The following is a 22,976-nucleotide window of genomic DNA, read 5'->3' as shown; positions in this document are numbered from 1 at the left end:
TTCTGCTGATTTAGTACTTGAAGAATTAAGATGTTTAGAAGTGGTTTTTACTTATTGATTGCAATACTCAGTGGTACTTTAAGTGCCAATGAAAAAGCATACTATCAGCATGAGTCTAATGTGGCTTTTCACGTTGCCGTTGAAACTTTATCTGATGCTATTTTAGCAATTGAAGGACAAAATGGATTGATATTTAACTCAAGATGGATTTTTGGGGAAATCGGCACGCCAATCGCAGATATTTGTGAAGGGCAACAATCAGCCGATTTTGAACTTGGGTGTGATTCTGTTTCAAGCCGCGCTGTTGAATCTCATTACGGCTTTCCACAATACAGTCAGATTGCTCTGTATTTTAGACCTAACTTGATTGTGAATGGACTCAAATTGATTGAAGCAAGTGTCAAAAACAATGAAATAGCGCTATTAGTATTTGAAGATGACAATACAAAAGAGCTATTCTTTGTAAGAAAACATCAACTTATCGATATTATCTCGAAAAAACTCACTAAAAAAGAATTTAAACAGAAAAGAGACCGTCTTGAAGATGATGCTATTTACCCTAATAAAGGCTAAGGTTGAAATCAGTATCATTTAGAACCCTGAGGGAACCAGTAAAGACTAGTCAGGGCTCTAATGCGCTGAAGCTTACTTTTTCAGGCTTAATGTACCTGTACGTTTAGTACTGCTACGCTTCGTTTGATTTGGTTTTGATGAGTGTGGATTGCCAGCTTTTGATCTTGATTGACCTTGCTTGGCATCATTGCGTGCTTTTTTCACGTATTTAGAAAAGTCGCGCTTTTTTTCTTCTTCATTGCGTGGCTTTTGCTTCGCACGAGCTTGCGTTGGCTGTTTGTTTTCATCAATTGAACGCTCTTCCGTTTTACCTGAGTCGGCAATTGAGTTATTGATCTCAGCCATTTCTTGTTCGGTTAAGTGACGCCACTGCCCTACTTTTAAACCCTTTAGGGTCACGTTCATAATTCGTGTGCGCTTTAAAGTCACCACTTCATAGCCTAAATATTCACACATACGGCGTATTTGGCGGTTTAAGCCTTGTGTTAGCACAATGGTAAATTGCTGCGATCGGTTTGTTTAACCTTACACTTTTTAGTAACGGTATCGAGGATAGGAATACCATTTGCCATCTTATTAACGAACTGGCGATTAAGTGGTTTATCAACCGTTACTACGTATTCTTTTTCATGATTATTACCAGCGCGAAGAATTTTATTAACGATGTCGCCTTCGTTAGTTAAGAAAATTAAGCCTTCTGAAGGTCTATCTAAGCGTCCAATTGGGAAAATACGTTCTGGGTAATTAACTGCTTTAACAATATTGCTTTGGATTTTTCGCTCAGTCGTACAAGTAATACCAACAGGTTTGTTATAGGCAATATAAACCAGCTTAGGCTTTGCTTTTAAAGGCTTGCCATCAATGAGTACATCATCGGCGTCACTGACTTTTACGCCCATTTCAGGCAAGTTGCCGTTAACAGTAACACGACCTTCTTCAATATATTTATCTGCCTCACGGCGTGAACAAAAACCTGTTTCACTGATAAATTTATTTAATCGCTTTAACTCTGTCATGGCACACTTCTGTCTGGATTTTAAAGCCGCTAGTTTATACCAGAAGCCTTTACCAAGCTAGGTAGAATCTAGGCTCTTTGACTACACTTTTACTGTTGCGCTGCGTTTTTGGGCTTTTCGCTCAATAAACTATGTAGCGTATCAAAATCGAAGGCGTACTCAGTGCTTTTACTGTTTTGCAGTAAGAAGGCTTCAAAAGGGATAACCGACCAATCTTTGATGTTTCTTAGCCAGCGGTAACTTTGAATATTGTGCTTTGTGATCACACCAAGCTTAAACTTAATCGCATCGTGATTCTGCCAATAAGGGTTGCCATTATGATGATCGACCACGCTAATTAGTGCCCACGCTCCCATCATAAAATGTCCGCCAACACTGGCAGTGAGTTTTTGTTGTTCAATTAAGTCTAAATTATCATCAAGCCAGTCTATGCCACCTATGAAATAGGCTTTATCTGTTTTACCTTTCACAGCTTCTAGGGCGCCTTGCGCCATTAAATCAGACGCACACCAAATCACATTGCTATCAGGGTGTCGTTGCAATAATCGGCTTACTTTATTCGCAGCCTCCTGCTTACTCCAATTTGCATAGACAACTTGCTCAAGCTCAACATCTTGTTTACGTAAATAATGAACGAGGTCATCACTGCGGGTGTCAGATTCAGTACCATAATGGCCATTAATAGCAACAAAATGAGGCGTTTGCTTTGTATTTATTGCCTCATCAAGTAAGGCTTTGCCAAGTTGCTCACCGGCTTTGAAGTTATCGTGAAATACTTCACCTAACCAATACTTAAAGCGCTGACGGGGTTTACCGACTTCGTCTCGCTCTACGCCAACAATCGTTTCTTCAAGAGTGATAAATTTAATTTTGTGCTGCTCAAGCAAGGTCATTGACTGCTCTGCACCACCTGGGTAATTAATTAAAATTGCGTAGTCGGGTTTAGCGTTATATTGAAGGTATTGTTTCAGCTCAGCTAATTGAATGTGGCGATTTCCACCGCCATAAATTGTTGTAAGAGCGACATTATTTTGCTTGGCAGCAACCTGCATCACATTAGTCACTCTTTGCCAAAATAAATCACTTTTAACTGAGGGGTTAACTAACAGCACAGAGAATTGCTCGCCAGCATATAGCGGTGAATAGCTAAGCAAGGTTAGAACAAACAAGCAAATCCGCATTACCGCCTCACTCTATTATAATTATTGTATACGAGGAATTAATTAGATAATTTTCGCCAAATTAACTCGCACGGACCTTGTTTAAAATACATACTATACACTTTACAAAAAAACAATTGAAAAACAAGCATAACAGCAATAACTAACCAGTAATCTATTCTATCAAAGCTAAGCGCAGCAGTAGGAAATACAACTTTAAAAAACAATATAAATATGACTGTTTGCATCAAATATAACGTCAATGACATACGCCCAGCTTGCTGTAGCAGCAACCAGTTATTAGGGATATTCTTAACTACTTTCACAATAATGTGGCAATAAAAAATAGCCATGGATAAAGCAGCCAACCAATTAATTGGTTCTACAATCGCGTACATAAAGACACTCTGGTTTGGATCGATTATTAATCTCAGGGCCGTTAAACTTATCGCAGCTGGAACAATCAACTTGAACTGGGAGTTTGTTAAACCATGAATGAATACGCCTTTCTTATATAAATAGACACCCATCAGCATTAACCCTGCGGCCATCCACACAGTGATAAGGGGTACAGCAATAAGCATTATGATAAATACCAAAAAGTTACTGACGAATCCTGCGAAGTAAGAAGAATACGCTGCATCATACGCCATTAAAAAGCTCTCAGAGCTTCTCGTTACAGGGTTAAAATCTGGCTCTACAAAGGTAAGTAAGAATGAAATAAAGGCGCCGAGAAGTAAAAACAACATACCCATACGCAAGTTTTTTTCTTCATCTTGCTGACTAAATTTAAGCGTTAACCAGCCTGCACAAGCATAAATAAACAAAATATCACCAGCCCATAATAAAAAACCATGGGCAAGGCCTATAAATGCCAAAACTTTTAGCCGTTTATGTTGTTTTTCAACATTTTGCCAAAGCTGCCATTGAATAACTAAAGATGCTCCGAATAACAAGCAAAAAAGGCTTCTAAAACGCCCATCAATAAACACGGTATTAATAGTGAAAATTAGCGAGTCTGAAAAGGGTGGCGTAGCACTTGGGGTATAGTCATACTCAAACACAGCAAAGGTGTAGATGTTCATAAACATCAAGCCGAGTACCGCAATACCCCGTAACACATCCATATTTATATTGCGCATAAATCCCTTATAGGTTTTGCCTGCAGCTATCACTCCAATTTACTGCATTTTCGTATATCTTGGGAAGATCTGCGCTTTCAATACTTAGATAGGCAACAGCCTGTTCAAGCGCCCACCAGCTACCAGTTTCGTACGCTTTAACCGTTTCAAGTATGTAATAGAGGATATTTTTTTCTTGCATGAGAGCAGCATGAATTTCGTCAGGAAACGGCAATCTATCCAATAACTTTTCCATAGGTTGATCTAATATGGCATCAAGTAATGAAAATAGCCCTGTTAAAAATGCCTCACCAGTTTGCTGTTTAGCAACACGCTGAGCGATTAATTCACAAAAACGGGCTCTTACAACACAAAGCCGAGTCAACTCGGCTGGTTTTGACTGGGCACTGTGGGCAGTAATAATTAGGCTAACAAACTTTTTAAGTCGTTCATGACCTAAATAAACAAGCGCTTGTTTTAATGAGCCAATTTTACTCTTTATAGGAAAAACACCGCTATTTATTAAACGTAACAGTTTATAAGCAAGTGCAGTATCTAAAGAAAACAAACCAGCGATTTCACTGATATCTGGATCTGGGCGCATGACTTGTGCATAAATCGATAATACCAGCGCATAATTGTAATCAATATCACGATGCTGAATCATCTTCGGTTTAGCAAAAAAATAACCCTGAAAAAAATCAAAGCCCATTTTATGCGCTTTTTCGTAATCATCAGCTGTTTCGAGTTTTTCAGCTAATAGCTTTATCTTTTGATACTTTTTTAATTTATGAACAATCGGATAATTCTTCAAAAGGGGTTTGCTGAACATCAAACTTTATTAAACGAATAAGTTTTAAAAAACGGTCCCATTCGGGTTGGTAAACAAAATCATCCAACGCTAATTTATAGTTGTTATGAAATAACTCACGGCAATATTCGTAATTTTCGTCCGTTGGCTCAATGGTTTCAAGTAACTCAATCACGACATCATTTGTTGGCAAAAATGCGCAAAGGTCCAGCTTCAAAGACTCTGGACCAATATTAATCAATGCTTTTTTACCCGACGTTATATGACGAGTACCTAAATTGAGCTGGTTTTCCATAATTAGGCGAGCCGTTGCCGTGCTCTCTGACACATCAGGAAAACTATTTTGTAAACTATCTCTAAATAGTAGCTCATAGGCGACAACTTGTTGACGACGATTAAAGACCGCTTGCCTAGCAACAAATACAGCCACTTTACCTACTTTTCTTATTTTATATCACACTAAGTAATTAATAGCTGAAATTGGTAAAAAAGTCACCTAATTACCATGAATCACTTACTTTTTATTGATATAAGCCAGATAAATAGCCTTCTGCAACGGATTGCCACGTAAAACGGGCATTTCGAGCCTGTTCACATATTGAGCACCATTTTTCTGGTTGCGATTTTTTAAGCTCAAGCGCATCACTAAAACTAGTAACAAGTTCGTAGCTTTGTGATGCCAAACTCTCGCCTTGGAAACTAAAACCACTCACATGATGTTCTACTGTATCACGTAAACCACCTACACCATGTACTAAGCACGGCTGTCCTGCTCGCATTGCTAACATCTGGCTAATACCGCACGGCTCAAATGAACTTGGCATTAAAAATAAATCGCCTAAGTGGTACATGTATTCACCAACATAATGCGCATAACCTTTTAAAAATAGCAGGTTATCTTGACGTGCCATAACTGATGTCATGATGTGCTCAAGTTCAGTATCCCCTGAGCCTAAAATAATCATGTAGCCGTTATGTTGTTTTAAACGCTGACATAACTCATCTAACACAAGCCCTTTATCATAAGGCTGACGAAGTAACAGTGCTTTTTGGTCCGTTAAACGACCCACACTGGTTACTAATGGCCCAGAAAACGGCCGAGTTTTAAATTGAAGTAATCGTTGATGCGCTATGTAATAGCTTGGATTTAATACTGGGCCTTTTGCCATCCATTGAAATAACGCATTTTCGGCATGTTGATAAAGACTCGCTAAGCTGATGTTTTCAAGCTTCATTCCTGGGTACTCGCAGCCATTAAGAATGCCCACTACACGCCCTTGTTCATAGGCAGCCTGCAAGTCAGCTTCAAGTCCCTCACCACCAAAAAAGCCTTTTTCAGCATCACTTGGACGCAGTACTTCTTGGCAATAAGTTGGCGAAACAAGGTGTACTTTATCAACCAGGTTAATAGCAGTACGCATTGGGTTAAAGCAATCAAAATAGCGCGGATCGCATAACCTTTCGCCGTTATAACCTAAACTTGGGAACCAGGCTTCTAGGCTTGAGCTATCACCTTTGAAAGGACGTATCCCTTGCAATGCAAGGTTATGTACTGTGTAAGCTAAAAATAAGTGAGCTAGTTTTCTATAGCGGCTATCTGTTTTAAGTAATAGAGCAACACAAGCACTGTGCCAATCATGTAAATGCACAACATCCGGCGTGCGAATAAGCCCTTGTAATAAGGCTTCGCAAACAGCAGCGTTAAAAAGAGCAAACTTACTTGCATCGGTTGCAAACGGACGGCCCGGTTCATCATTACAATAAACAGCGCCGTTATGACGGCTAAATTCCCGATGAGAAATAAGCAGTTGCGTTATACCTTCTTCACTTTTAGCAAGCTTCCACACATCCAGTTTTTGCATTTGACCTGCAAAGGGCACGTGCACTACACCTATGTGATGCCGCTCTAAATACTCAAAGCCATAATCTGGGATCACCACATCAACACTAAGGCCTTTTTCTACTAACGCTTTAGGGCAATCTCTAACAACATCCGCTACACCACCGACTTTTGCATTCGGTAATGCATCATTCTCTGCAGCTACCATCAATACATGCATGCTTTGCAGTACTCCATAAAACTTTTATACCAATTGGCAATAATACTTAATTAAGCAAACTGGTATTATTCAAATATAAATAAAGGAGGGACATGCCCTCCCTTTTTGTCTTAGCGCGATTGCTTAAGCAAGGCGTTTATTATCTTGCTCTTGTTGCTCTAACTTCTTTGCAAGCTCATTCAACATATCACGAGTGACCAGCACAATCCCTTTTTTCGAGACTCTAAAGCCATTTTCTTTGTCGACTTTGTTATCGTAACCGATTTCAAGTCCTTCGGGGATCTCACAGTTACGGTCAATAATAGCACGCCTAATCTTACAATTTCGGTTGATTCTAACACCTGGTAATATTACGGATTCTTCGATTTCACAGAATGAATGAACATATACATTTGAGAAAAGTAGTGACTTCTTAACTTTAGAACCTGAAATAATACAGCCACCTGATACTGTTGAATCAACAGCCATACCACGTCTGTCATCATCATCAAAAATGAATTTAGCAGGTGGTAACTGCTCTTGGTAAGTCCAAATTGGCCATTTTGGATCATAAAGGTCAAGCTGTGGCTGTGGCATTACCAGCTCCATGTTGGCTTCCCAGAATGAGTCAAGTGTACCCACATCGCGCCAGTATGGCTGACCATCATGTACATCTCTAAACGGGTATGCAAATACGTTATGCTCTTCGATGATAGCAGGGATAATATCGTGACCGAAATCTCGGCCAGAACCTTCAGTTTCTGCGTCTTTTTTCAATTGTTCAAATAAGAACTCAGTATTGAAAATATAGTTACCCATTGATGCTAAACAGGTCCCTGGCTTACCAGGCACAGAAGTAGGCTCAGCAGGTTTTTCATCAAAACGACGAACACGATTGCTTTCATCAACTGTCATTACACCAAATGTATCTGCCGCTTCTTCGCAAGGTACCTCAATACAACATACCGTCATATCAGCACCTGTCTCAACGTGTTTAGCCAACAAACCACCGTAGTCCATACAATAAACGTGGTCACCCGAGAGGATCATCACATACTTAGGCAGCTCATGGCGGATAATATCCATATTTTGGAATACCGCATCAGCTGTACCACAATACCAGTCATCTCCATTTCGCTGAGAGGCAGGAAGTATTTCAACTGATTCTCCCAATTCTTTTTTGAAATGACCCATGCACGATTTACGTGACGAATTAACGAGTGCGACTTATATTGAGTAGCAATACCAACTCGACGAATACCTGAATTTATACAGTTCGACAGTGGAAAGTCGATGATTCGGTGTTTGCCACCAAAATAGACTGCTGGTTTAGCACGCCAGTCTGTTAATTCATGTAAACGTGAACCTCGCCCTCCTGCTAGGATGAGGGCATACGTTTCTCTTGTTAAACTACTTATATATCGGTTTGCATAACTTGGCATAACTCTCTCCGTCTTAAGCTAGCTGCTTTTCTTCTGTGTGTTTTGCTGTACACTAGTATCCATTAATGGCTCCAAATGCCAGATGTCATCACTGTATTGACTAATGGTTCTATCGCTCGAAAACATGCCACTGGCTGCAGTATTCAAAATACTCATTTTTGTCCAGTGAGCAGTATCTAAGTAGGCTTGTTCAACTTGCTCTTGCGCTTCTACAAAGCTGGCAAAATCATGAGCGACTAACCATGGATCGTGCGGGCTCTTAATCGCCGCAATAATGTCGTCAAATAAATTAGGCTCAAACAGGTTAAAATGACCGCTCTCAAGTAATTGCATTACTTTATAGAGGCTGTCAGTTTGGTGAATAATCTGCTCAGGATTATAGTGTGCTTTGATATCGTCAATTTGCTCTGCACGTGCACCAAATAAGAAGAAGTTATCAGCACCCACTGCATCACGAATTTCAATGTTAGCGCCATCTAACGTACCTATAGTCAAAGCACCGTTCATCATGAACTTCATGTTACCTGTGCCAGATGCTTCTTTACCTGCTGTAGAAATTTGCTCAGATAAATCAGTTGCTGGGCAAATAGTTTCCATGGCCGTTACGTTGTAGTTAGGTAAAAAAGCAACTCTTAAATACGGTTTAGCAAGCGGATCTTTATTGATCACTTCTGCTACGTTATTAATTAATTTAATAATTTTCTTCGCCATGTAGTAACCTGGTGCAGCTTTACCGCCCAGTAGCACGCAGCGAGGAACAATGTTTGCTGTATCGCCTTGGCGAATACGATCGTAAAGGTGAATAACGTGCAGTACGTTTAATAGCTGACGCTTATATTCGTGAATACGTTTAACTTGCACGTCAAACATCATTTCAGCGTCAAACTGTACACCACAGCGGTTTTTTACTAATTCAACAAGGCGTTGCTTATTAGTGTGCTTTACAGCTTGCCATTGTTTATGGAATTTAGGGTCGTCATATAGACGGCGTAACTGGCTAATTTTGCTAAAGTCAGCAACCCATTCATCACCAATGTGTTGATTAAGCAGTTTTGCCAATTCAGGGTTACAATGTGCTAACCAACGACGCGGTGTTACACCATTGGTTTTATTATTGAATTTATCTGGCCATAGCTGATAAAACTCGTTAAATAAGCCGGCTTTAAGCAGCTCAGTGTGAAGTGCAGCCACACCATTAACCGAATAACTACCCACAATCGCTAAATATGCCATGCGAATTTGCGGCTCAGGGCCTTCTTCGATCAGTGACAGTGCACGCTGTTTTTCAACATCACCAGGCCAAGCTAACGCAACTTCGGCTAAGAAACGCGCATTGATTTCATAAATAATTTCTAAGATACGCGGTAGTAATCGGGCAAATAAAGATACTGACCACTTCTCTAATGCTTCAGGAAGTAAAGTGTGGTTTGTATAAGCCATGGTCTTAGTCGTGATAGACCACGCTTCTTGCCAATCTAGCTCATACTCATCAACCAAAATACGCATAAGCTCAGCAACAGCAATACTTGGGTGCGTATCGTTTAATTGAAAAACATGGTAATCAGCAAAGTCAGAGAAGTCTTCGCCATGTTTGCTAACCCAGGTATCAATGATGTCTTGTAAACTCGCCGATGATAAGAAGTATTGCTGACGTAAACGTAGCTCTTTACCGTTCTCGCTACTATCATTTGGGTAAAGTACCATTGTGATTTGTTCAGCTAAGTTTTTACGCGCTACAGCTTCTGAGTAACTACCCGCATTGAACTCGCTTAAATCAAATTCGTCAGTGGCTTCTGATTTCCATAAACGTAGGGTGTTTACAATATCGTTCTTGTAACCCGGAATCGGCACATCATAAGGGACAGCTAAGACATCATGAGAATCTAGCCATTGACGGTGTTCACGACCCTGTTTATCAGTATAGCTTTCAACATGACCGAAGAATTTTACGCGTTTTGATTGCTCAGGCGCACTCAGCTCCCACGGGTGCCCTTCACGTAACCAATTATCTGGTTGTTCAATTTGATGACCATTTTCAATAGCTTGATTAAACATGCCATATTCATAACGAATACCATAGCCAACCACTGGTAATGCAAGACTTGCACAGCTATCTAAAAAACATGCAGCTAAGCGCCCTAAGCCACCATTACCTAGACCTGCATCATGCTCAGCCTCCGCAACTTGCTCAAGTTCGGTGCAGTATTCTTGCAACGCCTTAGCTACTTGCTCATCTAAATCTAAGTTTAAAATCGCATTACCAAGGGCGCGATCCATTAAAAATTCAAGTGACAAGTAAGCTGTTTTACGGCGTTTTTGTTCATGAATTTGCTGTTTTGTTACTCGGCAACGAGCAACTAATCGGTCACGAATAGTTAATGCTAATGCATGGTATAAATACAGTTGTGATTTACCTACTTTGTCACGTCCAAGGGTGTAATAAAAATGGCGTGATAAATCATCGTCTAAGGTACTTTCATCAACTGTAGGCGCATCCTGCCAGCCCTTAACAACACATACTTGATCGGCATTTTTAGCCATGATTAAGATCCTCTGAATTGGCGGTAAAAACCCAGCTGCTCATTGCAGCAATCTCGTGTTCCTTGTCAACAAACTGAGTTGACATTGGATGAATGCTGGTCAGCGCTAACTGCCATTTTCCTTTATCTAAGTTAGGAAGTTGGCAAGTTACAGGCTCTGATCCTGCATTTAATATGATCAATAAAGCTTGATTTGTGTGCTTGTCAGTCAGGCTGTATATCAGCACCTGGCGATCGCCTTGATGCCAATCGTCTTGTTGCATATTGGTGCCTGATTCAGTGAACCACGCGACGTCATAACGCGGGTCATTGTCGTGAACAAAAAAGCGGTGTTTAAAAATGCTGAACTGCTTACGAATGCGCAAAACATCGTCAATAAAACGTGTAAGAGGATGACTAAATTGTGAGTCTTTCCATGCAAGCCAACTTGTGCGATTGTTTTGACAATAGGCGTTGTTGTTACCACCTTGTGAGTGTGCCATTTCGCTTCCTAATGAAAGCATAGGCACGCCTTTAGAAAGCAACAAAGTTAACAGCATATTTTTTTGTTGCTGTAAGCGTAATTTGCTCACTTGTGGGTCATTGGTAAACCCTTCAACGCCACAATTGAATGAGTGATTGTCACTGTGTCCATCACGATTTTGCTCGCCATTGGCTTCGTTATGTTTATTCTCGTAACTAACTAAATCAGCAAGCGTAAAGCCATCATGACTAGTGATAAAATTGATACTGTTAAGCGGCCCACGTAGGTTATGCTCAAACAAGTCAAACGAACCATGTAAACGTTTTGCAAGCTCACCAATTACGCCCTGTTCTTGTTTCCAAAAGCGTCTTATCGTATCGCGATATTTATCATTCCATTCACGCCACGGTGCCGGAAAAGCCCCTAATTGGTAACCTCCTGGGCCTATATCCCAAGGCTCTGCAATGAGTTTAACTTGGCTTAATACTGGGTCTTGATTAATCGCTTGGAAAAACGCATGCGCCTGATTAAAACCATTCGGGTTACGCGCTAAAATGGTTGCTAAGTCAAAACGAAAGCCATCGACCCCCATCACTTCAACCCAATAACGCAAGCTATCAAGTACCAGCTGTAAAGAACGAGGCGAATCAATATTTACCGTGTTACCACAGCCGGTATCATTAATATAATGCTGCGGTTTATCAGCAACAGTGCGGTAATAACCTAAATTGTCTAAGCCACGTAATGATAAAATAGGACCCATCTGTGCCCGCCTCTGCAGTGTGGTTATAAACCACGTCGAGTATTACTTCTATGTCCGCTTTGTGAAGCGCTGCCACCATTTCTTGAAACTCACTAATATCATCATTAACGAGATACTCTTTATGCGGCGTAAAGAAGTTAAGCGTGTTGTAGCCCCAGTAATTTTGTAAACCTTTAGCGGTAAGAAACTGCTCGCTGATAAATGCATGAATAGGTAATAATTCTAGGCAAGTCACCCCAATAGTGCGTAAATGCTCAATAAAGCTAGGATGGCTTAAACCTAAAAACTTACCTTGTAACGATTTTGGGATCTCAGGATGACGACAGGTTGCACCAACTACATGACATTCGTAAATAACCGTTTTACCCCAGCTGTGATTCGGCTTTTTACCTGTGTAAGGTGCCAACTCACGAACTCGAGATTTTGGCATATCGATAGCATTGTTAACCTGGCTTAACTTTCCTACAGGCATTTGCCCATAGTGACGTTCACTCCACGTAAACTCGCCATATAAATCACGCGCATAAGGGTCTAACAGCAATTTGTGATTATTAAAAAATAGTCCTTTTTCGGGTGCGTACTCACCATCAGCGCGAAAGCCATACAAGGCGCCACTTTTCAGAGGACTCACTTTTAGTGTCCAGATACCGCCTTCGTTCATATGCATCGCTAGGGTGAGAATTTCTGAATGACCACTGCTATCAAATAAGCATAAAGACATATGTTGTGCTTGTGGTGCGTACACAGCAAAGTTTACGCCCTCACCAACAACAGATGCCCCTAAAGGCGAGCTCACCCCAACTTCGAGTTCAACACTATGACTCATCGCTCACCTTCTTAAGGTAAATTGTCGCAAGACCAGGCAAAGACACACTGATGCTTTGATTAAAGCCATGGCTTTCAATCGCTTGGCTTACAATGATTTGCTCTGCGTGACTAGTTGCATCAACGCCAGAACCAAAATAGTCCGCTTTATCTGTGTTCAAAATAACTTGATAAGTACCAGCTTTTGGCACACCTATCACGTAGTCGTGATACACCTGTGGCGTTAAATTACATATCACAACCACAAAATCTTCTGCTTTCTTTGCATAGCGAATAAAGCTAAACATACTTTGCTCAGCATTGTTGCTGTCGAGCCAAGCAAAACCTGCTGGGCTGGTATCTTGCTCGTATAAAGCTGGCGTACTAGTGTAAACAGCATTTAAATCTTTAATCGTTTGCTGCATGCCACTGTGGCTAATATGCTCAAGTAAATGCCAATCAAGCGATTGGTCGTGATTCCACTCTTTACGCTGGGCGATTTCAGCACCCATAAACAATAATTTTTTACCTGGATGCGCCCACATAAAGGCATAATATGCACGTAAGTTTGCAAACTTTTGCCAGTCGTCCCCTGGCATTTTTTCAATTAATGAGCCTTTACCATGCACCACTTCATCATGGCTAAGCGGTAAAATATAGTTCTCGCTGTAGGCGTAAACCATCGAAAAGGTCATTTCGTGGTGGTGATGCGAACGGTAAAGGGAATCGCGCTGCATATAATGCAAACTGTCATTCATCCACCCCATATTCCACTTATAACCAAAACCTAAACCATCATGGTCAACTTGGCGCGTAACACCCGGTCCACGCAGTTGACTCTTCAGCCACCATCATAATACCCGGATTTTTCGCATAGCAGCGCATATTGACTTGTTTTAAGCACTCAATAGCGCCTAAGTTTTCTCTGCCGCCGTATTGATTTGCAACCCACTGCCCTTCTTCACGGCTGTAGTCTAAATAAAGCATTGAAGCAACCGCATCCACACGTAAGCCATCAATACCAAATTCATGTAGCCAGTACATTGCATTCGCAATCAGAAAGCTACGAACCTCTGCGCGGTCATAATTGTAGATATAGGTATTCCAATCAGGGTGAAAACCTTGTCTCACATCAGCGTGTTCGTATAGATGGGTGCCATCAAAACGATGTAAACCATGAGGATCACTTGGGAAATGACCAGGTACCCAGTCCAGTATGAGACCAATATCTGCTTCGTGACATTGCTCGACGAAGTAAACAAAATCTTCAAAGCTGCCATAGCGACTGGTCGGGGCAAATAATCCAACGGGTTGATAACCCCAAGAACCATCAAATGGGTACTCGCTGATTGGCATTAATTGTAGGTGCGTAAAACCGAGCTCTTTTGTGTAAGGAATAAGATTATCAGCAAGTTCACGCCATGTGAGATAGCGCTCGCCGTCATCTCGTCTTTGCCAAGAACCCGCATGCACTTCATAAATGCTAACAGGCGCATCAACACTGTTTCGTTTTGCACGATTTGCTAACGCCTTTTCTGAAAGCTGAATACCTGTTTTTAGCTTTTGTAGCACTGACGCCGTACCCGGTGCTTGTTGCATCTTAAACGCAAAAGGATCGGCTTTATCAAGCACTTCTCCTGTTAGAGTGGTGATAGCAAATTTATAGCATTGATGCTCTTTAAGCCCAGGAATAAATAACTCCCATACCCCACTGGCAGGATGAAAACGCATAAAATGACGATTACGCTGCCAATAGTTGAATTCACCAATAATAGATACACTACTGGCATTCGGTGCCCACACTGTAAAGCGAACACCATCAACACCTTGTTGAGTCACAAAATGTGCACCAAAATGTTGATGCGCATACTCTAAACTGCCTTCATTAAACAGATACATTGCCTGTTCATCTAAGCTGCTTTCAAAGCTGTACTCATCATATTGTTGATGAGTAAATTCATTGCTATAGCTAACATCCAGCTGGTAGTCAGGTTTCGTTTTTGATTTGATATTTGCGACAAATAAATGACTATCACCTTGTTGCTGCGCAACGATTTTTTCTGTGCCAAGCAGAACCGAAACACTGCTTGCGCCAGGCAAAAAGCAACGAATTTCATAGCTTGTAGGGCCACTTTTATGCGCCCCAAGAAAGCTGAAAGGATCTCTAAAACAACCACTGGCTAATGCATCGATTTGTTTTTGATAAATAACAGATTGTGCACTTTGCTCTTGACGAACACGACTTCGCATTATTGATTCCTTATCGAAATTAAATTGGCTAAGAATGACTGTTGCGCTTCGATAATCTGCGCAGCTGGACGCGACAATAAACGCCGCCAATTTGGGTACTCTTTATCAGTACCGGGGATATTTACAGGCAGTATTTGCTGGTCTAAGTCATCTATTTGAATAGTAAATAACTTTGCTGGTGCTGCCGCTAATGAGGATGCCAACGCTTCATAAACCGTAAAGGCATCTGTTTCTAACGATAAATGCTGGTGTGACTCTCGTGCGATAAAATTAAGCATACGATGCTTTTCAATGTTTCTCGCATCGAATTGAGCCCGAGTTTGCTCATCATCAAGCAAACCATATTGTTGTTTAATCGTAATATCGTGGCCAATCCACCAGCCTTTGAATGGTGGTACATCATGGTTGGCTATCATTAAAAGGCTATGAGGCGCAAAATGCTCAGCCGCTAAAAACTCGCCTTGATAATCCTTTTCAAAGTAGAACAACCCATTTGAATAGATTGCACCTGCTTTTAATGCTTCACGCACTTCATTAGGTACCACACCTAAATCTTCACCAATTACGACGCATTGATTAAGATGAGATTCAATTTTAAGCACTGCTAATAACTGTTCAAACGGATAATAAACATAACAACCATCTTGCTGGGAATTATTCTCAAAACACCACCAAAGACGGCGAATTGCCATTACATGGTCAATTCTAAGACCACCCACATCTTCCATATTGGCGCGGATAAGTGAGCGATAAAAAGCAAAGTTGTCTTTACTTAACTTTTGTGGATTCAGTGCCGGCAAGCCCCAATTCTGACCATGTTCAGCCCAAGGATCAGGCGGAGCCCCAACATGTGCATTTTCGGCAAATAGCTCATTTTGGCTCTTGAACTCACTGCCATCACCTGCACAGCCAACGGCTAAGTCATTAATAAGGCCAATTGCCATACCGCTATCACGGGCAGCTTGCTGGCAGATATTTAATTGAAGGTGAGCTTGCCATTGTAAATAGCTAGCATAATCACGGTCGCCAACCAACATGGTCGACAGGCTGTGTTTATGGGTTTCACAAAAACGAGCGAACTGCTGTTTTCGCTCTTCTGAAGCAAACTCACAAAATTGTTGATATAAACAGCTAAACACTTGATATTTAAAATCACTAACCGATGTATAATCAATGTAAGTCGCATCGGTTTGCGGTTTATTTGCCAATAATTTATCAAGTGCATTATTATTTTTGGCGTCTTCGCATAATGACACAGCAATATACAGCGGGTTCAATAACGCTCGGCTATTTGGACTATAAGGACTCGCCCTCTCAGGACTGTGTTCAAACAGTAAATGCAGCGGATTAAGCAACACATAATCCATATTGTTAGTCGCGGCTGCTTTAATAAGTTTTGTTAAATCAGCGAAATCACCAATTCCTAACCCCTCTTCATTGCATAAGCTATAAAGCTGAATGGATAAGCCCAAACGCTTTTTATCATCAATAGAAAAGCTTTCTTTAGGTGTGATCCATAGCTGACTGTGAGCTTGCTGATCTGCCACTGTAATGAGTGCATCATGGTAACCGATTGGCATTTCAGGAACTGGCAATGCAAGCTCAAGATAACGAATGCCGTTTAGGCCGTAATCACCTAATACAGCTAAACCTTGCAAGTTTTCACAAGTAAAATGAATATCAAGCGAAGGCACGCTTAGAGTACATGAGCGTGTTAATAAACGCTCATCAACGCGTACTTTCAAAATTGGATGGTGTGCCTCAATAATGCTTGTATGAGGCAACAAGTTCAGCCAAGTACCTGCATCTAATGCAAAATTAAGTTGGTTTATTACATCAGAATCTTGGGTATCTATACCGCAACAACTAAGCGCCTGCTTGCGTGTACTTTCATCGAAAATAACATGCTCACCAGTGTATTTAGTATATTCATAGCCTATGCCATGCAGGTAATATAACTGAGAAAGTGAGTGCATCAAAACACCTAAGCGCGCTGGGTATTAACAATGCTGTTATCAGTACCAAAACCGTTAGGGATATAACCATCAGCTTGGTGGTCGTTGTCCCATGTTTCGCCATTGATTAGGTAACGGAAGTGAAACTCTTGATCAAGTGGTAAACGCTGCTTGCATTTGAAAACTTGCTCTTTTTTATTGAACTTCATTGGCACAGGCTGCCAATCTGTAAACTCCGCAACTAATTGCACATCTTCAGCATCAGGATGCTTAAATTCAAAAGTAACTTCGGTTTCGTCTTTAGTTTTAAAAAAACGTTTGCTTAGCATAGTGGGCTCCAATTCAACCAATTGGTAAATTAATCCTTGCCACAGTACCGCATTCAACGACTCTATAAGCGGAGGCTGTGCGTTCCAGGTTTCATAAACTTGATTACCAAATCATCAAGTTCATTAAGTAAATCAAACCTATATTTACGCATTATGACAGTGCAACTGTTTATTTTTCGCACCAAGATAGTGCGTAAATTAAACAAAAATTACAACAATCATATTGCTGTATTATTACGAGCAATAACTGAACCAAGTTGATGATAAAATACACTTTAATTTCAGTATGTTTTATCTACTCTCGTAATGACTTATAAAAAGTAGATAACAAATTGGGTTGGGTAAAGTGAATTAAATTGAAGTGAACAATTAGAGCAAAAACACTAAAAAGACACTATTTCATTTCGTAAAAAATATAAGCATATAATTTACAAAAATAAATTACATTGTTTCTGTAAGGTAAATTATATAAATCTATATGAGACATATATAAATCGTTATTCCTTCCAGAAAAAAACCTACAAAACAAAGCAAAACCAACCGTTAATTTTTACTACCCAATTAACTTATTTAAAAACTACCCAAGCAGAAAGACAAAAACAATAAGTACAAAATCGTAAATTTAAAATTTAAAACTAGTTATAAAACCAACATCAGACCCAGCTTTAAAATAAAAATAAAAACCTTTTAAAAATTTAAAACCGGACGTTTTTCCAGTGAAGTAAATTTATTTTACATCGTAAACGTTAAGCGAATATTATTAGCTCACTACCACCCCACAAATAGAGCTTATACTCTAAACGATGTGAATTTTCACATTTTGTACCAATCTAAACACCATTATCAATAAAACGCTTTTGCTAACTTATCTGTAACAATATAATTACTGACATTATAAAGGTGAGCACTACTTATAAAAATGCACCAAAATGGTACTCTAGATGACAAATGCAATACGAACTTCATTCACGATTATTATTACCATAATTGCTTTCGTTTATGGGATGAGTATCTTATTAACAAAAAAAATCAATGATTTAAATTATATTGATAGCGGAATAAAGCTGTACTATTTAACTGGTGTAGAATCACAGATAACAAAAACAGCTTGGTATAATATTTTGTTAAGTGGGCAAAACATAATAAGAAAAGAGAATGAAACCTATATAGTAATAAATTCTGAGCAAGGGCTGACTGTCGCGGCACTTTCATCAGATATAATATTATCTACACTGTTAGCTCCAATAAATATAATTATACTATTATTATTGATAATGGCAGTAAGCTGGATAGTAAATATAAGAGTACAAACTCGAAATGAGAGTTACACTCTCAAATTGCTTAATACTCAAGCATCTGATTTACTTAAAAGTCTAAACTTAGCTACCAGCTCTACAGCTAAACAACCACATATTGAGCAACTCCGCGTCAACTATGACGCTCTTAGCACGCATATCACTAACTACACTAAAGAGTCTGAAATAAGTATATTTCAAGATAAGCTCACTCACCTGCTTGACCGCCACGCATACATAGAGCATTTAGCCAAACAACTTAGAATCGCAGAGCGACAAAAATATCGTTGCGCATTACTTTTTATTGACTTAGATGGTTTTAAACAAGTAAATGATTCTTTTGGTCATAGTTTTGGGGATGAAATTCTAATACAAGTCGCATCACGCTTAAGTAGCATAATGCGACACCATAAGTTATCTAACTTATCTCCGACGAGCCAACTAGATCAAAACTTAGCCCGACTAGGTGGTGATGAATTTTCGATATTTATTGACCTTAAAGAATGTAAAAATAGAGCCTTAGATGTAGCGCAAAATGTTTTACACGAAATAGAACGTGACTTCGTTTTAGGTAATAAACTAATAAAAATTAGTGCAAGTATAGGCATTGCGGTTTACCCAGATAGTGCAGCCACACCACAATCACTGTTACAGATGGCTGATGTTGCTATGTATAGAGCAAAAACCGATGGTCGAGGCATTTTTAAAGTCTATTCACCTGATATGGGCAAGAAAATTAGGCGATATCATTATTTACTTGACGAAATGCGTCTTGCAATTGCAAGCGGAAATTTTCATTTATCGTTTCAACCTATTGTTGATGTTGATGACTGCGCCATTGATTATTTTGAAGCGCTTGTTAGGTGGGAGCATCCAAAAGAAGGACTTATTTCTCCCGAGGAGTTTATTCCGATCGCAGAAGAGTCGAATATTATTCTAGAACTTGGAGACTGGATAATGCTCGAATCATGTAGGCAAATGTCGGCATGGTACAACGCTGGTATGAGAAAAGTTAAAATATCTGTAAATATCTCAGGAGTACAGTTAAAGCATTGCAATATCTATGATTGGGTTATGGATAAACTATCAAAAACAGGCCTCCCTGCCCACGCATTAATGCTTGAAATCACTGAATCTACTTTTATTGAAGCAAGCAATAAGATTATTCAAACACTCGAACAATTGCGTGCAGAAGGTATTACTATCGCAATTGATGACTTTGGGACTGGCTTTAGCTCGTTAAGTACGCTTGCAGATCTTCCAATTGATGTTATTAAATTAGATCGTCTATTCGTATCGCAAGCTAAAGATAACGCTAAATACCATAAAATAATGCACTCTGTGAGCGAGCTAGGTGCTAAGCTCGGTTTAAAAGTCGTGGCTGAAGGTGTTGAAGATGTAAAACAATTTGAATTGGTAAAATCTATGGGTATCAACAGTATTCAAGGTTATTTGATAAGTCACCCAGAGTCATCTTTAAATGTAGGGCACAAAGTTTTGCAAGATAACTTAAACTTTATATCAGCCACCAACCGTGGTGTTTGGAATATACAAAAATAGCATAAACCGCTATAATCCCAGCTATTAATCTGTACTTTTACCCTGTTGATGTTAAAAAAAAGCCTATTAACCATTTTTTTAGTTTCCTTCGCTATCACTAGCCTACTCATTGGTTCATCTATTTACACTCTCTATAGTAAGAAAAGATTGTCTGTAGACCCCAAAGTCAAAGAAATCTCAGGGATTGAATTTGATAAATTTAATCGACTTTGGGCCATAAACGACAGTGGCGATCAACCCAAGTTGTACCGCCTTAATCAAGATGGGTCTATTGCAAAAGAAATCTTGGTAACCAATGCTAAAAACATTGATTGGGAAGATATGACGCAAAATAAATTTGGTCATTTCTTTTTGGGTGATTTTGGCAATAACAAAAACGACCGAAAATGGTTAACCATTTATAAAATCGAAAATCCAATCGATATTAAAGGCGACACCACTGAAGCAGAGATTATCAAGTTTACATACCCCGAAATGGATGGCCGCCCCATCCAACCTGATCAGCGAAATTTTGATTTAGAAGCCTTTGTAGCCTTAGGGCGACATTTATATCTATTTACCAAAAATCGTACTGAGCCATTTGATGGCATTACTAAAGTTTACAAAGTTGGCGATCATGCAGCTAATTTTGATGCACAGTTAATTGATTCGTTCAAAACTTGCACAACCATGGAAAAGCTTTGTTGGATCACTTCCGCGGCGCTTAGCCCAGATAGAACTAAGTTGGTTCTACTTGATTCCACCAGTATTTGGTTATTTGAGAACTTTCGGGGTGATAAGTTTTTTTCTGGTGATGTATCACGTATTGACTTAGGTATTGTTACGCAAAAAGAAGCCATCACTTTTTACGATGACAACACGATTGTTTTTACAGACGAAGAGTTTAAAGGCATTGGTGGTAATGCCTATGTTATAAAGCTTGATGAAGTCGAAAAGAAGGTCATCCGCAAAGCGCCTCAAGCTGATACAAATTAAGTTCTATAGGCAAAAACTAAATCAAAGGTTAACGCTTAAACTTCGTTTCTAAAATCACCGACGACGTTGTTCGCTCAACACCATCTAGGTTACCAATGTCATCTAACAAGTGGCTTAACTTTTCAAGGTTTTGAGCTTGCACAACGGCGATCAAATCAAATTCACCGCTAATTGCATAGAGCTGTGAAATAGCATCAATCTGCTTTAGTTCAAGGTTCGTTTTAGTGGTCAATTTTTGTTTCACTTTAATCGAAACGTGGGCTGATACCATTTGGCTCAAATAAGCATCTCCATAGTCTACGCTGTAGCCTTTGATCACCCCTGTTTCTTCTAATTTTAACATTCGGCTTTGAACTGTTGAGCGCGATAAGTTAAGCGCCCTCGCTAGGTCTGAAATACTCGCACGCGCGTTGGTTCTTAAGATAGCTAATAGTTTTTCATCTTGTGAAGTTATCACTTTGACTACTCTTTTCGTTAATTTGCTTTTTATTTTAGTCATTTTTCACAAAATAGCACTGCAAATTTAAGTCCCTAACCCAGATAATAAGAAAAATAGATAAGAAAAATAATCTCATCGTGCTTAATTAGGCAGGAACGGCTTAACTGACCTATTTTTTGCAATTTAACTTTTTTCATACTAAGCCAGATTTAGGTGTAATAAATGCAAGTAACAAGAGAACTTTTTAACGACGTAATGGTACCAAACTACAACCCATCAGAGGTTATTCCTGTTCGCGGTGAAGGCTCACGTGTTTGGGATCAAAACGGTAAAGAATTTATCGATTTTGCAGGTGGTATTGCCGTTAATTGTTTAGGCCATTGTCACCCAGCTCTTGTCAATGCCCTAAAAGAGCAAGGCGAAAAAATTTGGCACTTATCAAACGTAATGACAAACGAACCTGCGCTTCGCCTAGCTAAAAAGTTAACTGATGCTACATTTGCAGATAAAGTATATTTTGCAAACTCAGGTGCAGAAGCTAACGAAGCGGCATTAAAATTAGCGCGTCGTTGGGCATTAGATGTACATGGCGAGCAAAAGAACCAAATCATCGCGTTTAACAAAGGTTTCCACGGTCGTACATTCTTCACTGTTACCGTAGGTGGTCAAGCGGCTTACTCAGACGGTTTTGGTCCTAAGCCTGCTGCTGTTGATCACTGTGATTATAACGATTTAGCTGCGTTTGAAGCACTTATCAGTGACAACACCTGTGCCGTAATGATGGAGCCACTACAAGGTGAAGGCGGTATCATTTCGCCAACGAGCGATTTTATCAAAGGTGTTCGCGCATTATGTGATAAACACAATGCTTTACTTATTTTTGATGAAGTACAAACAGGTGTTGGCGTTTGTACAGGTGATTTATACGCATACCAAGGCTTAGATGTAACACCAGACATCCTAACAACAGCAAAAGCGTTAGGCGGTGGTTTCCCAATTGGTGCGATGATCACAACAGCAAGCATTGCAGCGCATTTAAAAGTAGGTACTCATGGTTCTACTTACGGCGGTAACCCACTTGCATGTGCGGTAGCTGAAGCTGCTTTTGATACTGTTAACACAGCAGAAGTACTAGCCGGTGTTAAAGAGCGCGAACAGCTGTTACGCGATGGCTTTGCTGCAATCAACGAAAAATACGACGTATTTAGTGAAGTACGTGGTAAAGGTCTATTATTAGGTGCAGTACTTAACAGCAAATTTGAAGGCCGTGCACGTGATTTCCTAGTAGCAAGCACTAAGCACGGTTTAATGAGCCTTGTTGCTGGTACAAACGTTGTGCGCTTTACACCATCTTTAGTTATTCCATTAGAGGATATCAAAGAAGGGTTAGCTCGCTTTGAAAAAGCGGTTGCAGACGTTGTAAACGGTTAATCCTAGTTGG

The 22,976-nt window shown here is 39.9% G+C and carries 11 protein-coding genes and 5 pseudogenes; 4 read left to right on the top strand and 12 right to left on the bottom strand.

Annotated elements, in window-relative coordinates; translation table 11 throughout:
* Positions 1-30 precede the first annotated feature (30 nt).
* The gene (locus ACRWSG_RS20550; protein ID WP_462167408.1) at positions 31-573 is read left to right on the top strand and encodes a hypothetical protein; all 543 of its coding nucleotides are present in this window, start codon (positions 31-33) and stop codon (positions 571-573) included.
* 72 nt (positions 574-645) lie between these two features.
* On the opposite strand, the pseudogene rluF reads toward ACRWSG_RS20550, so the two are convergent.
* From rluF to ACRWSG_RS20495, 11 genes and pseudogenes are all read right to left on the bottom strand, one after another.
* A pseudogene (gene rluF / locus ACRWSG_RS20545) lies at positions 646-1,589 on the bottom strand (23S rRNA pseudouridine(2604) synthase RluF).
* A gap of 89 nt (positions 1,590-1,678) precedes the next feature.
* Positions 1,679-2,758 (bottom strand): ABC transporter substrate-binding protein, encoded by a 1,080-nt coding sequence (locus ACRWSG_RS20540; protein WP_462167407.1) that lies wholly within the window; start codon positions 2,756-2,758, stop codon positions 1,679-1,681.
* A gap of 50 nt (positions 2,759-2,808) precedes the next feature.
* On the bottom strand, positions 2,809-3,891 hold the full coding sequence (locus ACRWSG_RS20535) for a DUF418 domain-containing protein (RefSeq protein WP_082389199.1): 1,083 nt from the start codon (positions 3,889-3,891) through the stop codon (positions 2,809-2,811).
* A 7-nt stretch (positions 3,892-3,898) separates the two neighbouring features.
* Positions 3,899-5,111: pseudogene (locus tag ACRWSG_RS20530) on the bottom strand (EAL and HDOD domain-containing protein).
* 91 nt (positions 5,112-5,202) lie between these two features.
* Entirely contained in the window at positions 5,203-6,741 is a 1,539-nt protein-coding gene (locus ACRWSG_RS20525; RefSeq protein ID WP_462167406.1) for a glycogen synthase, read from the bottom strand.
* A 123-nt stretch (positions 6,742-6,864) separates the two neighbouring features.
* Positions 6,865-8,162: pseudogene (gene glgC, locus ACRWSG_RS20520) on the bottom strand (glucose-1-phosphate adenylyltransferase).
* Positions 8,163-8,180: 18 nt separating this feature from the next.
* The gene (locus ACRWSG_RS20515) at positions 8,181-10,703 is read right to left on the bottom strand and encodes a glycogen/starch/alpha-glucan phosphorylase (protein ID WP_462167405.1); all 2,523 of its coding nucleotides are present in this window, start codon (positions 10,701-10,703) and stop codon (positions 8,181-8,183) included.
* A pseudogene (gene glgX, locus ACRWSG_RS20510) lies at positions 10,696-12,754 on the bottom strand (glycogen debranching protein GlgX). The gene ACRWSG_RS20515 and the pseudogene glgX overlap by 8 nt, the downstream one beginning before the upstream one ends.
* Positions 12,744-14,982 (bottom strand): annotated as a pseudogene (gene glgB, locus ACRWSG_RS20505) (1,4-alpha-glucan branching protein GlgB). Before glgB ends, glgX begins: the two co-directional pseudogenes overlap by 11 nt.
* Positions 14,982-16,958, bottom strand: a complete 1,977-nt coding sequence (gene malQ, locus ACRWSG_RS20500; protein WP_194441374.1) for a 4-alpha-glucanotransferase — start codon at positions 16,956-16,958, stop codon at positions 14,982-14,984. The pseudogene glgB and the gene malQ overlap by 1 nt, the downstream one beginning before the upstream one ends.
* Before the next feature lie 8 nt (positions 16,959-16,966).
* The gene (locus ACRWSG_RS20495; protein WP_054551968.1) at positions 16,967-17,266 is read right to left on the bottom strand and encodes an isoamylase early set domain-containing protein; all 300 of its coding nucleotides are present in this window, start codon (positions 17,264-17,266) and stop codon (positions 16,967-16,969) included.
* A 941-nt stretch (positions 17,267-18,207) separates the two neighbouring features.
* Between ACRWSG_RS20495 and ACRWSG_RS20490 the strand changes: the two genes are divergently transcribed.
* Both ACRWSG_RS20490 and ACRWSG_RS20485 read left to right on the top strand, forming a co-directional pair.
* Positions 18,208-20,121, top strand: a complete 1,914-nt coding sequence (locus ACRWSG_RS20490) for a putative bifunctional diguanylate cyclase/phosphodiesterase (RefSeq protein ID WP_462167404.1) — start codon at positions 18,208-18,210, stop codon at positions 20,119-20,121.
* A 48-nt stretch (positions 20,122-20,169) separates the two neighbouring features.
* Positions 20,170-21,096, top strand: a complete 927-nt coding sequence (locus ACRWSG_RS20485) for a hypothetical protein (protein WP_138616545.1) — start codon at positions 20,170-20,172, stop codon at positions 21,094-21,096.
* A 28-nt stretch (positions 21,097-21,124) separates the two neighbouring features.
* On the opposite strand, the gene ACRWSG_RS20480 is transcribed toward ACRWSG_RS20485, so the two are convergent.
* Complete coding sequence (locus ACRWSG_RS20480) at positions 21,125-21,553, bottom strand: Lrp/AsnC family transcriptional regulator (protein ID WP_054554593.1); 429 nt, start codon at positions 21,551-21,553, stop codon at positions 21,125-21,127.
* Positions 21,554-21,757: 204 nt separating this feature from the next.
* Here ACRWSG_RS20480 and ACRWSG_RS20475 point away from each other — a divergent pair, with 204 nt between their 5' ends.
* Entirely contained in the window at positions 21,758-22,966 is a 1,209-nt protein-coding gene (locus tag ACRWSG_RS20475; RefSeq protein ID WP_462167403.1) for an aspartate aminotransferase family protein, read from the top strand.
* Positions 22,967-22,976 lie beyond the last annotated feature (10 nt).

The sequence above is a fragment of the Pseudoalteromonas sp. GB43 genome, assembly GCF_054923805.1.
Note: the sequence above shows the minus strand (reverse complement) of the source record. Positions and strands in the feature narration are given on the sequence as shown.

Bases quoted from the DNA above. Each gene is read 5' to 3' on its own strand.
- ACRWSG_RS20550 (WP_462167408.1), top strand. From the start codon at position 31: ATGTTTAGAAGTGGTTTTTACTTATTGATTGCAATACTCAGTGGTACT.
- ACRWSG_RS20535 (WP_082389199.1), bottom strand. From the start codon at position 3,891: ATGCGCAATATAAATATGGATGTGTTACGGGGTATTGCGGTACTCGGC.
- ACRWSG_RS20525 (WP_462167406.1), bottom strand. From the start codon at position 6,741: ATGCATGTATTGATGGTAGCTGCAGAGAATGATGCATTACCGAATGCA.
- ACRWSG_RS20515 (WP_462167405.1), bottom strand. From the start codon at position 10,703: ATGGCTAAAAATGCCGATCAAGTATGTGTTGTTAAGGGCTGGCAGGAT.
- malQ (WP_194441374.1), bottom strand. From the start codon at position 16,958: ATGCACTCACTTTCTCAGTTATATTACCTGCATGGCATAGGCTATGAA.
- ACRWSG_RS20495 (WP_054551968.1), bottom strand. From the start codon at position 17,266: ATGCTAAGCAAACGTTTTTTTAAAACTAAAGACGAAACCGAAGTTACT.
- ACRWSG_RS20490 (WP_462167404.1), top strand. From the start codon at position 18,208: ATGACAAATGCAATACGAACTTCATTCACGATTATTATTACCATAATT.
- ACRWSG_RS20485 (WP_138616545.1), top strand. From the start codon at position 20,170: ATGTTAAAAAAAAGCCTATTAACCATTTTTTTAGTTTCCTTCGCTATC.
- ACRWSG_RS20475 (WP_462167403.1), top strand. From the start codon at position 21,758: ATGCAAGTAACAAGAGAACTTTTTAACGACGTAATGGTACCAAACTAC.